The organism is Cocleimonas flava (genome assembly GCF_004339015.1).
Lineage (GTDB): Bacteria > Pseudomonadota > Gammaproteobacteria > Thiotrichales > Thiotrichaceae > Cocleimonas > Cocleimonas flava.
Genome location: NZ_SMFQ01000003.1, coordinates 552,134 through 567,846, shown reverse-complemented (window position 1 = coordinate 567,846; position 15,713 = coordinate 552,134). Strand labels below are relative to the sequence as shown.

16 protein-coding genes are annotated in these 15,713 nt (G+C 37.4%); 6 read left to right on the top strand and 10 right to left on the bottom strand.

Annotated features, from left to right (window positions below; translation table 11 throughout):
• Positions 1-136: 136 nt before the first annotated feature.
• The 3 genes from EV695_RS08560 to EV695_RS08550 all read right to left on the bottom strand — a co-directional run bounded on the left by EV695_RS08560 (position 137) and on the right by EV695_RS08550 (position 2,104).
• Positions 137-496 carry a hypothetical protein gene (locus tag EV695_RS08560; protein ID WP_131905515.1) on the bottom strand — a complete coding sequence of 120 codons (360 nt, stop codon included), beginning with the start codon at positions 494-496 and terminating at the stop codon, positions 137-139.
• 521 nt (positions 497-1,017) lie between these two features.
• Complete coding sequence (locus EV695_RS08555) at positions 1,018-1,719, bottom strand: substrate-binding periplasmic protein (RefSeq protein ID WP_131905514.1); 702 nt, start codon at positions 1,717-1,719, stop codon at positions 1,018-1,020.
• Positions 1,720-1,891: 172 nt separating this feature from the next.
• A complete protein-coding gene (locus EV695_RS08550) occupies positions 1,892-2,104 on the bottom strand; it encodes a VOC family protein (protein ID WP_131905513.1) in 213 nt (70 codons plus the stop codon).
• A gap of 340 nt (positions 2,105-2,444) precedes the next feature.
• On the opposite strand from EV695_RS08550, the gene EV695_RS08545 reads away from it, so the two are divergent.
• The 5 genes from EV695_RS08545 to EV695_RS08525 all read left to right on the top strand — a co-directional run bounded on the left by EV695_RS08545 (position 2,445) and on the right by EV695_RS08525 (position 7,412).
• Positions 2,445-3,077, top strand: coding sequence for a TetR family transcriptional regulator (locus tag EV695_RS08545; protein WP_131905512.1), 633 nt, complete (start codon positions 2,445-2,447; stop codon positions 3,075-3,077).
• A gap of 212 nt (positions 3,078-3,289) precedes the next feature.
• Positions 3,290-4,303, top strand: coding sequence for a TRAP transporter substrate-binding protein (locus EV695_RS08540; protein ID WP_131905511.1), 1,014 nt, complete (start codon positions 3,290-3,292; stop codon positions 4,301-4,303).
• Between the two features lie 120 nt (positions 4,304-4,423).
• The gene (locus EV695_RS08535; protein WP_131905510.1) at positions 4,424-4,924 is read left to right on the top strand and encodes a TRAP transporter small permease; all 501 of its coding nucleotides are present in this window, start codon (positions 4,424-4,426) and stop codon (positions 4,922-4,924) included.
• Entirely contained in the window at positions 4,921-6,213 is a 1,293-nt protein-coding gene (locus tag EV695_RS08530; protein WP_131905509.1) for a TRAP transporter large permease, read from the top strand. The genes EV695_RS08535 and EV695_RS08530 overlap by 4 nt, the downstream gene beginning before the upstream one ends.
• 221 nt (positions 6,214-6,434) lie before the next feature.
• A complete protein-coding gene (locus EV695_RS08525) occupies positions 6,435-7,412 on the top strand; it encodes a dipeptidase (RefSeq protein WP_131905508.1) in 978 nt (325 codons plus the stop codon).
• Positions 7,413-7,537: 125 nt separating this feature from the next.
• On the opposite strand, the gene EV695_RS08520 is transcribed toward EV695_RS08525, so the two are convergent.
• From EV695_RS08520 to EV695_RS08510, 3 genes are all read right to left on the bottom strand, one after another.
• Positions 7,538-8,164: a LysE family translocator gene (locus EV695_RS08520; RefSeq protein ID WP_131905507.1), complete on the bottom strand. Its 627-nt coding sequence runs from the start codon at positions 8,162-8,164 to the stop codon at positions 7,538-7,540.
• Positions 8,165-8,713: 549 nt separating this feature from the next.
• A complete protein-coding gene (locus EV695_RS08515; RefSeq protein ID WP_131905506.1) occupies positions 8,714-9,247 on the bottom strand; it encodes a hypothetical protein in 534 nt (177 codons plus the stop codon).
• 76 nt (positions 9,248-9,323) lie between these two features.
• Positions 9,324-10,013: a DUF4238 domain-containing protein gene (locus tag EV695_RS08510; RefSeq protein ID WP_131905505.1), complete on the bottom strand. Its 690-nt coding sequence runs from the start codon at positions 10,011-10,013 to the stop codon at positions 9,324-9,326.
• Positions 10,014-10,248: 235 nt separating this feature from the next.
• On the opposite strand from EV695_RS08510, the gene EV695_RS08505 reads away from it, so the two are divergent.
• Positions 10,249-10,884, top strand: a complete 636-nt coding sequence (locus EV695_RS08505; RefSeq protein ID WP_207907021.1) for a LysE family translocator — start codon at positions 10,249-10,251, stop codon at positions 10,882-10,884.
• 75 nt (positions 10,885-10,959) lie between these two features.
• Here EV695_RS08505 and EV695_RS08500 read toward each other — a convergent pair whose 3' ends face one another.
• The 4 genes from EV695_RS08500 to EV695_RS08485 form a co-directional block, all read right to left on the bottom strand.
• The gene (locus EV695_RS08500; RefSeq protein ID WP_165874659.1) at positions 10,960-11,970 is read right to left on the bottom strand and encodes a GGDEF domain-containing protein; all 1,011 of its coding nucleotides are present in this window, start codon (positions 11,968-11,970) and stop codon (positions 10,960-10,962) included.
• A gap of 344 nt (positions 11,971-12,314) precedes the next feature.
• On the bottom strand, positions 12,315-13,463 hold the full coding sequence (locus EV695_RS08495; protein ID WP_131905503.1) for a GGDEF domain-containing protein: 1,149 nt from the start codon (positions 13,461-13,463) through the stop codon (positions 12,315-12,317).
• Positions 13,464-13,757: 294 nt separating this feature from the next.
• Positions 13,758-14,885 carry a thioredoxin family protein gene (locus tag EV695_RS08490; RefSeq protein ID WP_131905502.1) on the bottom strand — a complete coding sequence of 376 codons (1,128 nt, stop codon included), beginning with the start codon at positions 14,883-14,885 and terminating at the stop codon, positions 13,758-13,760.
• 143 nt (positions 14,886-15,028) lie between these two features.
• Entirely contained in the window at positions 15,029-15,658 is a 630-nt protein-coding gene (locus EV695_RS08485; protein WP_131905501.1) for a helix-turn-helix domain-containing protein, read from the bottom strand.
• Positions 15,659-15,713 lie beyond the last annotated feature (55 nt).

Below are 15,713 nucleotides of genomic sequence, written 5' to 3'. Positions count from 1 at the left end.
TAGTCCTTAGCAACTAAATAGTTAAGGGCCGAATTAGTTCAGCAAATTCCTAACGATATAAACGATACCCAAAGGAGTGATAAAAACGCGTAATAAAAAAACGCCCATAAGTAGGGGGGTGCGTTTGGTATTTTAATTAATCGTAAAAATCAAAAACTGTCTGCAAATCAACATTCGGCCAATCCAACCAAGACATACTCGCATCAAACCACTTTTTAGATGCTCCATTCGTCATCGCAGCCGTCATTTCAGATTTCATCTCAGAATAATCAAAATCTTCACCAATCGAGTCATGATAACTACTAAAGCCGGAAGGCGACGCAAATAAACTCATTGCCCAACTATGCCAATCAAAACCTTGTTTAACTTCTAACGAAGCTTTCTTGATGTGCGCACATGAATAGTATTTCTTTTTACCGTAATCACGAACCAGGATTTCTCCTACTTTTTTACCATGAGACTTTTGTTCTGCGGGTGACATTGCAAGATCAGTCATTTTCTTCTCCTAGGTTTTTCTTCTTTTTTTATTCTTATATTAACATTTGACGTATTAACTCAATCTGAATAATTTATATAAAGCATTAAGATTTAAAAGTACGTGATAGGTGGGGCTGTATTGGTTCATTGATAATGATAAGTGGTCAATTTTTAAGTCTGAACGTTATGGGGTGTTTTCTTTTTAGTTGATACTGTTTTTACTATTTATTACTGAAGGGGGGAATGAATATGAAAGGTAGAAATGAGATGGGTGGGATAGCGATGATAAAGAGCTGTAAATTGCGGTTGTAAATAGAGGAGGTAAATAGAGAGTGATATTGGATTATTGTTTCATATTCAAAGCTACGAGTTACTGTCTTGTCCATATTCATACATATAGATACAGCATCAAGAAATGTAAGCAAATAAATACCGTTTACTTCACAACATCATAGTTTCTAAACCTAAGGGAAAAATAATGGGTATGAAGGCAGGTCGCTTCGCTCAAACAACCTTTATTCTGGACGATTATTTATTGGATCACTGATATTTCTGTACTATTTTCTCAATGCTTCCGTCTTTTTGTAATGTATCAAAAGCTTCTTGGAGTTTACCCAGAGTTTCTTTATCAACACCTTTTTTACTCACTCCGTGATATACCGGCGTTCTTCTCAGTACAAACGGATGTGTTGCGAGTTCTTTATAATCAGGATCATTCTTAATGCGGTATTCGGCTGAGATGGTGGTCTCAAAGAAACCGATTATTCTTCCCGCCATGACTTTTTTAAAATTCAATTCGGCTGATTGTATAGGTTCAAATGAATCTTTAAATTCATGGTCACTCGCAAAACGTTTTTTAAATTCTTCTGTATATTCCATATTTCCCAGATAGCCGAACTTGCTTTTTTTATTGTTAGAAATAGTAATGAAATCGTTCAATGACTTTATCGGAAGATGCTCATTAGACTTCTTTACAATAAGTCTCACTTCACCATTTCGAACAGGACCAATCCAGTTGATAAATACTGATCGTTCATCCGCTTTTTTCAAGTTAGTCATATATTGAAGACTACCTTCTTTCATGGATTCAAGCGCGCGTGCCCAAGGCTCGTTAATGAATGCAGGCTCATATCCCGCTTTTTTTACGATAGCCGAGGCCAATTCGACGCCTAAGCCAGTCCAGTCTCCGTTAGCGTCTTTATAATAATTAGGAGGGAATTCAGACACTCGTATTTTTATCATCTGCTCGGCAAATGCTTGAGTGTGATAACAACTTAATATAATTAAAAGCGTTAAAACCCGTTTAAAGTTAATAATTTTTCTCCTTTCAATATGTCATTGTACTAGTAGTACTTTCTGGCTTAAAAAGTTTGGTTGTTCGATAAAAATAGTTGTTTATAAACCAAGGTATTCGTCAATCTAAAAACTTCTGGAATTCAATCATATAACCATTTGGATCAGCAACAAATAGCGTGTAAATATTGAAAGCTTCGAGTACATGCGGAGCATCAATAATTGTCACGCCACGATCTAATAGACGTTCGTACCAGTCAGCAATATCAACGCTGACAAATGTAATAAGACTGCTCTTAGGTTCGCCACTCGATTGTCGTCGAAGGCGGTACAAACGCCAATTCTAGCGGAGGATGTCACTGTAAATATTCGTGCTAAACCTTCATCTATTTCGAGTTCAAGTCCGATATCTACGGCGTATAATTTGCAAGTCTATTCTAGGTTGTCTGTGTAAACCCACGTAATTTGGCTACTGATTTTTGGTGTGCTCATGCTATTTATTTTATCTCAAGAGAAAATATCTTTTACGAAATTCTCTATACAACCAAAAAAACTCTCTGAAAAACATCATTGATGTAATTATTTTTTTTTAATTATATTCTGACTTGACATTAAAAATAAAACAAACATACTGGACTGTATGTTTTATTTTTAATAATCATAATTAAGTAACCATGGATAAAAAGATGAATGATATTAAAAGAACACAAGTTCAACGTAGCTCTGAAACCCAGACTCTATTATTAGAGGCAACTATAGACTGCCTCATTGAATGCGGTTATATGCATACCACAACAGTTGAAGTAGTCAAAAGAGCTGGCGTTTCACGAGGAGCACAAGTTCATCATTATCGCAACAAAATGGGTTTAATCACGGCTGCTACAGAATATCTTTTCTTGGAATTTATAGATGAGATTGAAGTTTTATCGATAGAACTTAAAAAGTCAGGAGGCGATGTAAACAACTTTCTACATGCCACATTAGATAAATTTTTTCATGGTCGTTTCTTCTTCGCGTCATTAGAGTTAATCACTGCTTCACGTACTGACCCAGACCTTACAGATAGATTGATCCCTTTGATTAAAACACTTCATCAAAGACTTGATGATATTTGGAATCGTTTATATGAGGTTACTGAAACCTCCCCAGCTCGTGTAGAAACTTTGCTAAATATGACTTTATGCTTATTACGTGGAATGGCCTTGCAGTCAGTATTACGTGATGACCCCGAATATTACGCAGAACTTTTAGATACCTGGAAACAAATTCTTTCATCATTCCTAATCAGGAAGGAGGGTATTACTTAACAATTGTTAAGTTTCTATGTTTAAAAAATCATGAAAAACCAGCTATAAAAAATGACCTCATGAGCACTCTAAAGGAAGGTCATGAGCACTATGTATATGCCAATATAAAAGGCACGTATCGAGGAGAACATCTGCACTCAAACCATAAATGAGAGTGACAGTTTTTTAAAAACCATTAGAAATCCTTAAGTCAATGATACTGGAGAACGAATATGTTTAAAAAATCAATCGTAGTAGCAATAATAACCGCATGTAGTTTAGGGAGCTTATTTAGTGCCAAAGCAGAAGAAATAAAAACTTTAAAGTTTCATAGTGGATTAGCTCAGTCGCGTCCTGAAGCAGCACATATAGAGCATTTCTCTGAACTGGTTAAAGAAAAGTCAGGAGGCACTCTTAAAGTAGATGTCTATCATGCAGGTTCACTAGGTCTTAAAGAGGCCGATATGCTTCGTACGCTTCAAGCCGGTATTGTGGATATAGGTTTAATGTATGGAGAATATTATAAACGTGATGCTCCAGCCCTAGCTTCTGTTTATGCGCAAGGTGCAATCACAGAGAGTAGTCAGCATTTAAAAGTGCTTCCGACGTTACGTGATATCTATCAAAAAGCTTATGCAAAATGGGATATCAAAACAGTAGGTGGAGTTGTCGCACCTGTATTTGATGTGGGAATGCATTGCAAAGAACCAATAAATACTCTTAAAGACCTCAAGAACAAAAAGGTAAGAGTATGGTCCGGACATCTAGTTGATACATTCAAAAATTTAGGTATATCAGCCCAAGTAATCCCTCAAAACGATATGTATCTAGCTCTTCAAACTGGTGTTGTAGATTGTGCATATTATCTATCAACAGTTGCTAAAACGGTATCACTTCAAGAAGTCACAAAGTATGAAGCTTATCTTCATCCATGGGCTGCATCTCCTTGGATGTTCGGTGTAAGTAAAAAAACTTGGGATTCTCTAAATGAAAAACAACAAAATGCTCTTTCTGAAGCGGGAAACCAAGTGTGGAATGAGACTCAAAAATTAGCTGTTGATGATGAACGAGAAAATAAAGCGCGAGAAGAACGTATTACTCTTGGCATAACAATACTTCCAAAGTTTGGTGAAAACGATATAAAAAGTTTTGTTGAAGCATCCAGTAAGGCATGGAAGGAAATGGCTGAAAAGTCTGGCCAAGAAGGATTGGGGTATTACAAAACAGTGTCTAGTTTGACGAAATAGATGAGGGCTTTATTGGCTTTGATATTTTATATCAGAGCCAATAATTACGATTATTTTATTTATGTCATGACGATAATGATTAATACGTCCTGTAATAAAAATTATTAAAGGAGAAGTTTAATGTTAAAACTTTCCAGAGCTATAGATTTCACCGCGAAGAGCTTCTTTAAGATTGGAGTATTTTCAGGTGCTGTTATGGCCTTATTAGTACTTGTAAGTACTTTGTTACGATATGTTTTAGGACAACCCATTTCATTTTCGGATGAACTTGCAGGCCTTCTCTTTTTAACAATGGCCTTTACAACATTTCCACATATATTAAATGAATCAGGGCATATCAGTCTTGATCTACTCATAAAAAGAATGCCCTCTTTTCTTCAAAAAATATGTGCCTATTTTGGAATGCTGGTCTTTATAACATTTGCAGTCGTGTTTACTTACCAAGCTTGGAAATATATGGGGTTTTCGAAACAAATAAACTCTAGAACTGATGTTAGCGGCATATTACTTTGGCCTTGGATGGCTTTAATGCCTTTATCGATGATTCTCTGTGTCATTGTTGAAATAAATAAACTCTTCAAACATTTATTTAACAACACTATGAAGGAAATAAAACAATGAGTTGGTTTATTTTAAGTTCAAGTTTAGCAGTTCTCCTAAGCAGTGGCGCTATTCTAGCAGCAGCTTTAGGTCTAACTGGTTTTATACTACTTCACTTTCAGGCCAATGGAGCGTCATCCTTAGCGATTAATTCTTCATGGAATCTACTCACAGAGTTCACTTTAAGTGCAGTTCCTCTATTTATAATCCTCGGTGATATTTTACTAGCTAGTGGTGTATCAGCCAGAGTCTATAATGGTTTAACACCTTTGTTTCGCCGGGTTCCAGGTCAGTTATTACATACTAATATTGCTGTCTGTACTCTCTTTGGAGCAGTTAGTGGTTCAAGTACTGCGACAGCAGCCGCAATTGGTTCTGTTAGTTACCCCGAGCTTAAAGAACGTGGCTATTCACCTAGTATGGTGGTGGGAACATTGGCTGCAGGAGGTACTCTTGGATTATTAATTCCCCCAAGCCTTGCTCTTCTAATTTATGGAGCAACGCAAAGTGTCTCTATCGGCAAATTATTTATGGCAGGTTTGATTCCTGGGGTAATTATAGCTATTGGTTTTTCTACCTGGATATTTATCAGGGCGCGTTTAGGAAACCAGATTGCCCCTCCAGCAACAGAACCATTTAGTTGGAAAGAGGTTGGATTAGGTCTTATGCAAGTATGGCCACTTCCAATATTAATATTTTTCGTGCTGGGTACCATTTATATGGGTATCGCAACACCGACAGAAGCAGCGGCATTAGGTGTAGCTGCTGCAATCGTGATTGGTTTTTTTTGGGGAGACCTAACTACAAAAAAGTTGTGGCAAGCATTTAACCGTGCATCTTTTATGTTTGGGACAATTGCTCTCATTTTAGTCGGAACCTCTATTCTTTCGCAAGCCGTAAGCCTATTAGGATTACCACGAGAAGCTGTCGAAATTATCAATGAACTAGGATTTAATCGTTATGGCGTATTAGTGATGGTGGTTCTTGTTTACCTCATTCTAGGTTGCTTCTTTGATGGAATCTCACTATTACTAATGACACTTCCCATAACATTCCCAATGGTTACAAGCTTGGGGTTTGACCCAGTTTGGTTTGGAATAATCGTTACGTTATTAATGGAAGTAGGGATGATTACTCCACCAGTAGGTCTTAATCTATTCGTACTAAGTGCTATTACTAAAGATGAAGTTAATGTTGCACAAGCTGCTAAAGCGTCTTTACCTTACTGGTTGATTCTATTGATGGCAGTAGCATTATTAACAGTATTTCCCTCCATAGTTCTTTGGTTACCTAATGCTCTATTTTCATAGCAAACCGTCTATTTTGTTATCCAATATAAGCCATGAGCCAATCCTAATATCAAATTATTTAACTGACTGATAGATAACTCCCTTAGATATTGAGACAGGAGTGAGTTACTAAGAAAAGAATATTTATATTTTATATCGTGCTGCAATTGTTAATTGTATCAAGTTATTACAGAACAAAGATCCTTCTCATGAACGGATTAAGAACCAAAAGGAAAAGATGTATGAAACCAGTGGATTTACACAAAGACTCAATTGTAATAGATGGCCTGCTATGTGCAAAATGGAGCCGAAAACTTTTTGAAGATATGGCAAAAGGGGGGTTAACGGCAGCTAACTGTACAGTTTCGTTTTGGGAAAATTTTCAAAATACGATTAATAATGTTGTTGAAATGAATCAATTAATAGAAACAAACAGTGATTTGATGATAAAAGTACACACCACTGAAGATATTCATCGTGCAAAGCGTGAGGGAAAAACTGGTGTCATCATGGGATTCCAGAATACCTATGCTTATGAAGATCAAATAGGTTATGTGCAAATATTCAAAGACCTTGGAGTTGGTATTGTGCAGATGTGTTACAACACTCAAAATTTGGTTGGAACAGGCTGTTATGAGAGAGATGGAGGCTTGTCTGATTTCGGTCGAGAAATCGTTGCCGAAATGAATCGTGTTGGTGTGCTATGTGATTTATCACATGTTGGCTCAAAGACTTCAGAAGAAGTTATTCTTGAATCAAAGCAACCTGTCGCATATTCGCATTGTTTACCAAATGGTTTAAAAGAACATCCACGTAATAAATCTGATCAAGAACTAAAGTTTATTGCAGATCATGGAGGATTTGTTGGCGTAACCATGTTTACTCCTTTCCTCAAGAATGGTATTTCCTCGACTATTGAGGACTATGTAGAAGCAATAGATTATATATACAATATTGTAGGTGAAGATAATATCGGTATCGGTACTGATTTTACACAGGATCAGGATCAGAGTTTCTTCGAATATCTGACTCATGATAAAGGCTATGCACGACGCCTTACACGTTTCGGAGAAATTATAAACCCTAAAGGAATACGCACAGTTGGCGAATTTCCAAACCTCACAGAGGCATTATTAACAAAAGGCTTCTCAGAGAGACAGGTTCGAAAGATCATGGGCGAGAATTGGCTAACTTTGCTAAAAAAAGTATGGGGTGAATAAAAACAGCCTAAGTGCTTAATGTTGATATTCTATTTGAGAAATTTGACTATCAATTATGCTTAAGTGAGAAGTGTAGCGCAAAGCTTGCAATTCCAAAAAGATAAAGCCTTAAATGCGTGTAAGCTTTATTGTGACTGTTTGACTGATAATGCCCATAAACCAGCGGTAGTAAGCAGAGACCCACCACAGATATTAAATATACGTTGTGTTTTTGGCGACGACAAAAGCTTTTGAGCTTTACCAGCAAATACTGCGTATAAAGTGGCATTGAGTATGGCCAATGCAACAAATGTAATTGCAAGTATCCAAAGTTGGGTGGTCACCTCAGTATTCGTATTTATAAACTGGGGTAAAAATGCGACGAAGAAAATAATGCCCTTAGGGTTTAAAGCTGTAACCAAATAAGTATTTACAAACAATTGCGAGCTTGTGATTTCTTTTTTGCCTTTACTTATAGTTAGTGGGCTAACTCCAGACATAAAGAGTTTAAACCCTAAATATATTAAATACAGTCCACCAGCCCATTTTACGGTCTGAAACCAAAAAGCAGATTCAGTTAACAGAGCCCCCAAACCGAGTAAAGAAAGAGCAAGTGCTGTGGAATCGCCAAGTGCTACCGCTAAAATTAATGGTATCTTGGCCTTATACCCGTGAGAAATAGAATAACTTATTACTGTGAGAATCGTAGGCCCAGGTATGATTAGTAATATAACGGATGAGGCGACGAATGTTATCCATATCTCGATATTCATAATGTATACGATTCTAGTTAGTGGTTTACCGTTGCAAAAAATTGTTATACATATTTATATTAGATGAAAAATTTAATGTTTTTTGCAGCAGACAGTTTAAGTAACAAAACCCCAACCTATATTTTCATACATTTGATATAAGCCAAAGCACAGCATAAATAATGGCGCAATCGTTGAAAAAAACAATATACCAAGTTTAGTCGTTATAGTTTTACTCAGATAAACAAAATAAACAGATAATAATGACATCACTAATACGGCTATAACGATTAACCAGAACCCACCTGGGTAGATAACAGCATCAGTTTATTAAATGTTGTTGTGATTTTTACAGTATTAAAAAGTATAACCAGAGACATAATCGGATTAAAAACCATAAAAGCAAACCAGATTGAGTCAACAAAGGAATACATCATGGATCTATTTAATGAAAACAACTGTTTAACCTCGGTTTGATTCGTGACGCCTACATCAGATGAATGAAATAGTAGGGTGACGCAGTAACCTTGCTTTTGTTGGTTGAATGCATGTACTCGTTAGACTTTTGACTCATTTAATTAATCGACTTATAACAAAATAACCCACAGCCAATACAACAAGTAATAATAACAGTAGTGAAAATGTATTTACTGAAGCCTTTTCTTTATTTTGCAGGGTTGCTGTAGGTTTATTATTTGAAGTTAGTATCTCAGTATATTCAACTTTGCCGTTCATAGCCTTTCTATGATATTCAATCATAACTGGTGGCTGCGCATCTGTGATTAACTTGTAACCATTTGGAATAGAGGTATAAATTTCTAGATCATCTCCCTGAACCTTTGCATCCATATCAGTTGCTATGGAAATCATTTTTTCAATAAAGAAATGCGGTGGGTTTTTACTGTCAATGACACCAGTTTCACTCCAAAACAACCAAGGTGCTGAGTCGCCTGAATTCTTTAATATTACATAGTCTTTAGATTTACTATCGATAATAAGTTCTGAATCTTTCGAGACATATTCTAACCATTCTTTCTTTGAAATCTTGCTGCCTGATTCATCCCAATGATTCTCTTTCCTAGTGATGTATAAATTATATCCCATTGTTAAATCTCTGAATTAGTCTAACGCCTTACTCAGCGAGTAGTTTTTCCGATGAAGCAATTTGTTTGGTATATATCTAATATTTCACACTAAACTTTCTATCTTTAAATTCATATTCCAGTTCCCACTTTTTAATATGAGCTTCATATGTTTCAATGGGTAAAGTACTTTGATTAGTAAAAATTTCATTATTGCATGAACTGTAAATCATAGAGTTTATTATTTCTGTAGTTTCTACTTCGTGTATAGGAAAATCATCAATGGAAGAGAAACCAAAGGCAAGAGTTGGTGACCAAACTAAAATTCTGCTAATTTTATTTTGGACTGTAAAGTCTATGACAGGATGATCCGAAGTAATGAAGTATTTATCTTTAGGACTCTTGTAGACAAAAGCGTACTGAAAATAATTTGCAAATAATGAATCAATTTCAAGTCTTTCCTTAAACTCAGCTTGATAGTCAACACCTGAGCTTTTTCGGAAGAGCTTACTTCTTAAGCCATGAAGAGCTGTCCACTTTAGTATCACCTCTAAATCACCTTCTTTAAGAGGAATGTCTTCAGCTAATGCTCTTAGTTTTAATATTCCGGGGCTTTCTATTTTTTTATTTTGAAAACTCTCAAATTCCTCTGATTGATAATCTGTTTCAGAGGCACAATGATTAGCTGATCTTTTAAAATATTTACCTAGGTCTTTATCATAAACACATATTCTTCCGTTTACTTCAAAGTTTTTTAGGTAAGCTTTTTGAACACTATGTTGATTCATAAATATAATTTTGAAACTAAGATATTACTGACTTTGCGTAACAGATACCTAACAGTTTATTAAACAGATTCTGTATTTTACCTGTTAGTACAGATTCCATCTAACTCAATTATTATAGACTGCCAGCTATTTTTAAAACCAGAAAAACTGCCCATAAGTAGGGGGGTGCCTTTATTTTACTTTTCCTTACAACAATAAATTGAATCCTCTGCATTTCTATCCTAATCTCCGCTCCATGACTTTTCTAATTATTAATGCCGCGATGTTGGCAGTGTTTATTCCCACGTTTTTGTTTGTTTCTACGACGCCGGGTATGTGTATGACGTTGTCGATGACATTGGGCATGACGATTGGTGTGCGCAAGACATTCTGGATGATGGCGGGCGAGTTGATTGGGGTTGGTTCGGTGGTGGTGTTATCCATGATCGGAGTGGCTGCGATTATGCTGAAGTACCCGGATTTCTTTACCGTTTTTAAGTGGGCGGGTGGTTTGTATTTGGGTTATATCGGGATTCAGATGTGGCGTTCTCGTGGGCGTTTGGCGATTCAGGAAGTGTCTGAGGAAGGCGTACAGGTTTCGCGTTTGTCACTGGCGACTCAGGGCTTTGTAACGGCTATTGCTAACCCTAAGGGGTGGGCGTTTTTCGTGGCGTTGTTGCCGCCTTTTATTGATCAGTCTTTGCCGTTGTTGCCACAGTTGTCGGTGTTGTTATTGATCATTTTAACTATCGAATTTTTCTCGCTGACCTTGTATGCAATCGGTGGACAATCGCTGGCGCATCTATTACGAGAGCGCAGTAATGTGCGCATTATGAATCGTATTGCGGGTACTTTGATGATTGGCGTAGGTATCTGGTTGATTACGACTTAAGCTAAGCATTTAAAAAAGTGCCTTAAAGGTAGGGGGTGGCTTTTAATTAGTCGTGAAAGTGATATCAGCTTATGTTTAGCTGAGTAATTCACTTATCGCACTTGTTCTTTTTATCTTGCAGTTTTGCTTATTGATGTACATGCGTTGGTCGGCAACTTTAATGAGTTGTTCGATGCTATCGCCATCTTCAGGGTATTGTGCGATGCCGATGCTGGCGTCTACTTGTAGTTTTTGACCTTTGAATGCAATCGGTGCTGATACGCTATTTTTTACTTTTTCGCAGAGTGTTTTGACGAATTGATCGCTAAAACAATTGGTTTTAAGCCCGATTAAAAACTCATCGCCACCTAAGCGTGCGACATAGTCTTCTTTTCGTGTGGTTTGCAATAAACGTTTTGCGGTGATTTCCAGGACTCTATCTCCAGAGTCGTGTCCGAAGTTATCGTTAATTATTTTAAATCCATTCAAGTCTATGAAGATCAGGGTGAGCTTGGTATTCGATTGTTTTGCTTCTGCCAATGCCTGGCGCATACGGCTTCTCATGGAGCGACGATTAGGTAATCCTGTGAGTACATCTAGGTTTGCGAGCTTTGCGTGTCTTTCTGCTTCCTGAGTTTTTGCCTTGGCAATTTTTGTCAGTTTTTTCTGAAGTAACAGGTTTTTCTTGATCAGGTTATCTCTGATTATTTTTGATGTTGCAGCGACGGTGATGAGAGATATCAGATAAAAAACCTGACCAATGAATAACAAAAAGTGTGTACCCGATGCATCCTGGTGGATGTATATTTTTATCATTGCGTAACTGACGAGAAGCAATGCACCCAGAATAACTGAATAGTGCATGGGTAGATAACTCCAGGTAAAGGAATTATAGACAAGAACCATGAGTGCCGCGAAATACATACCATGTGAGTAATCTCCATCTCTGGCTATGAAGATGGCAAAACAGATCGCTATGCCGGATACGACATAACCGGACATGAGGATATTGTTGTAATGCTTGAGGAAGAATTCTCGTTTGTAGGTCAGGTAATAGATAAAGGCGTATAAGGCAAGGTTGGCTACGCGTGGGATATAGAGCTGCATTAAGACATCTTTCGTAAACCCAAAATAATCCATTACTGAATACAATATATAAAGGAGACTCCCGAGTATCACGATCACTCGGGTAGAATTGACCTTTTCATCCGCCAGATTATCTCCAAAAGATATGGATTTGTATTTTGATTTGAAAGTGTTTATGTTCACGTTTTTTAGTTTTTAGTGGTTTCTTATATTTATTAAAAAGTCATATAAACAGCCATTCTCAGAATTATCCTTTTATTTTGAGTATTTGCTTATTCGTAGTTATTTAGTCGTTCTGTAATTGTCTTTGTTTAAAATTTCCGATGTTTAAAATTTCCGATGTTTAAATTTTCCGATGCATCAGTTCACATTGTTTTGCTTCGTCTTCCTTCCTGTTTATCCAGATACATGTGTTTGTCTGAAATTTTTATTAATTCATCAATGGTATCCCCATCTCCCGGGTATGAGGCGCAGCCTATACTCACGCCTACCTTTAATTTGTGTTTGTTAAATGCAATAGGATCTGAAATATTCTTTTTTAGTTTTGCACAGAGGCTGTCGATAAACTTGGCTGAGAATTGATCGGTTTTAAATCCAATGAGAAATTCATCTCCGCCGATACGTGCCAGATAATCGTCTTCTCGAATCGTATGTTTGAGGCGTTTGGCGGTGACTTCCAGCACTCGATCTCCCGAGTCATGCCCATAGGTATCATTGATTTCTTTAAATCCGTTGAGGTCCAAAAATATCAGAACCAATAGTGTGTTTGTGTGTTGCGCATCTTTTAACGCCAGTTCTAAACACTCTGTGATATAGCGTCTATTCGGTATACCTGTCAGTGCATCGAGGTTTGCCAGCATTTCTTGTTTTTCGGCTTCTTTTGTTTGTTCTTCGGCTTCTTTGATTAAGTTTTTTTGTAATCGGATATTTTTATAGATTAAGGTATCTCTAATGTATTGTGCGGTCGCTGCGACTACCCCGATTGATAATAGATAAAATACTTGAGACATTAATGTTAATAAGCGCGCACCTTCTATGTCTTTGTGGGCAAACACTCTCATACAGATGTATGTGATGATAAAAAGCGCACTGATGAATATTGAAACTTTTATAGGTAGATAACTCCAAGAAAAAGAGGTAGCCACCAGAATTATCAGCGCTGCAAAGTACAAATCGTATGAATATTCACCTGCTTGAGAAACATAGACACCAATTGAGATGGCGATGCCACAGGCAAAATAACCAGCCATCACAATGGGTATGTAATATTTTTGGAATATGTTTTGGTAAGTCAGGTAATAGATATAAGCAAGAACCACCAGAAGTGTTCCACGCGCAAGAAAAATCGTTTCTAACGTTTCTTCGGGCAAGCCGAATTTGTCCATTATTGTATAAACAATAAACAGCAATGCCCCAAGTATCACGATAACCCGGGTCGAATTAACTTTTTCTTCTAATACACTTTGATTGAAAGATGCGGTTTCTTCTTTGGTTGGTTTAGAGGTCAGTATCACGTTAGTTTATGGTTTATCTGCTTTTATAATTATTAATATATATATTTGCTAGCAAACATTTTGCCGCATTAACGCCATACTAAGTTTTATGGCCATTAAATACTACTTTTTCGGATGAGTGGTTTGCAGAATAAAAGTGCGATAAAGAGAGTAATAAAAACGCTATAGAAGCGTAATGGAAGTGATTGTTATTATTGATTAAAGCGCATTGAATACGTGTCAATGAATGTATCTATAAAATGAAGATAGATTGTTACATATTTGTCTAATGCATAGTTTTAAAACGGCTGAGCGTTACTTCCAGATATCGATGTCTTTACCGGATTTGAGTATGTTCTCCTGGTAGACTTTGCCAAATTCTAGCCAGGTGGCATAGGTCTCATATTCTTTGTCGGCAACATAGGTGAGTAATTCAGTCATATGGAATGTTTTTAATAAGCCTGTAACGCGGGCTTTTTCTTCACCTTCGGCATATAACACCAAAGCAGGACGATAGCTGATACCAAGCTTCTTAATCCAGTCTTTGGCGGTGGTTTTATTGCCGTCTATATCGATAATTTCTTTATCTGATAGGGCGTCTAAACGCGCAAAATTATAGGCTTTCATTAAGTTATCTATATCTGGGTTAGTGAGAATATCTTTATGGAAAGCTTCACATTCGCCACAGGTGTTATCCTCAAAGAGAATAGCAATGGGCTTGTCTTTTTCGCTGGCTTTTTGAAAGTCGGTGATGTCAGTAAAGTGTTTGTTAGGGAGCAATTCATACACCACATCGTTGAGGTTTTCGCTACGGTAACTGGCAAGATCGGTTGTTTCATACGCTTTATCTTTGACGTAATTCAAAACAGTTTTAAATTCGCGTGGCGTGCGGTAGCCGTTCAATCTTGCTACGACTTTATTATCGGCATTCATGAATAACAAGGTAGGTGTATAGAGGACTTTAAGGGCTTTAGCGAGTTCGCTTTCAGTCACTTCCATTTGCTCATTGAAGGCTATCTCTCGACTGCCTTTGATATTGATGTGGATGCTATCGAAGTTTTCTTTGATGAATTCCAGATTGCCGCCATCTTTTTCTGCGGTCTTAAAATTATCTTCCAGCATTTTTGCACAGTAAGGGCAGCCTTTTAAATCGGCAAAAACCAGCATGTGTTTGCCTTCTTCTGCCGCTTCTTCAGCATCTTCCCTGAAATCTAAAAAGCTCTCTTTAAACCAATCCGGAAATTCAACATCAGATGCGCCGATAATCTGCCCGACTAAGGTTTGGTCCGCATTATTGTCAGCAGTTGTATCCGTTGTCTTGTTCGTTGTTGTAGCAGTGTTATCAGCAAATACTGAAGGGCTTATTGCGATACTAGATAAAGTCAGAACTAACAGTGCTTTTACTGAGAGTTTGAGTAAAGAGAAATGATTGAGTGACGTCATAGTATTTATCTTTAGTGTGAGAGAATTGCAGAATGCAGAACCTTCAAAGAAAATAGCATAGTTAACGAAATCATCAAACTCACTATAGTGGTAATTATCTACGGATTAGATAGCAAGCTTATGCGTGTTTATGACTAGATGATTTAGTAGTTCTGTGAAGTGAGCACCCAGATGATGACGGTTTTTTCTGTCTTTGACGGGTTTTTGTAGAAATGTTGTTTGTCATCGTAGATGGAAAAGCTATCACCTTCTTCCAGAGTGAATTGCTTGCTGTCTATGGTGAGTTCTAAGGTGCCGGAAAGTACCACGCCGGCATCTTCACCACCTTTGCGTTGGCGTGGCTCTGGGTCGCTTACAGTGCCTGGTTCCAGAGTGGTTTGTAACATCATGATTTCACCACTGAGTCGTGGTGAGAGTAATTCTTCGCTAACGCCTGTACCTGAAAACTCAAGATGACGGCGCGTGTTACGTCGCACAATATAGTCGACTTCATCTTCTTTTTGCGGTGTGTCGGTGTGGAAAAACCAGGTGATCTGAACTTCCAGTGTATCGCTAATCGCCTGTAATACAGGAATCGGTAATGATGAAACGCCGCGTTCAACTTGGCTGAGATAACCCACCGATTTATTAATCTGGTGGGCGAGATAACTAATCGTCATGCCTTTGGATTTACGCAGGTCACGGATTTGCTGACCAAGGCGTAAATTGCCCTGGTTAGCTTCAGCATTAGCAGCTTCTGTCTCGTTTAATCTGTCTGTAAAGGTTTTAGACATTCAGTTGGTGCTCTCTCTATCAATGACTGCGAAATAGTTTATTGTGCTTTTATCA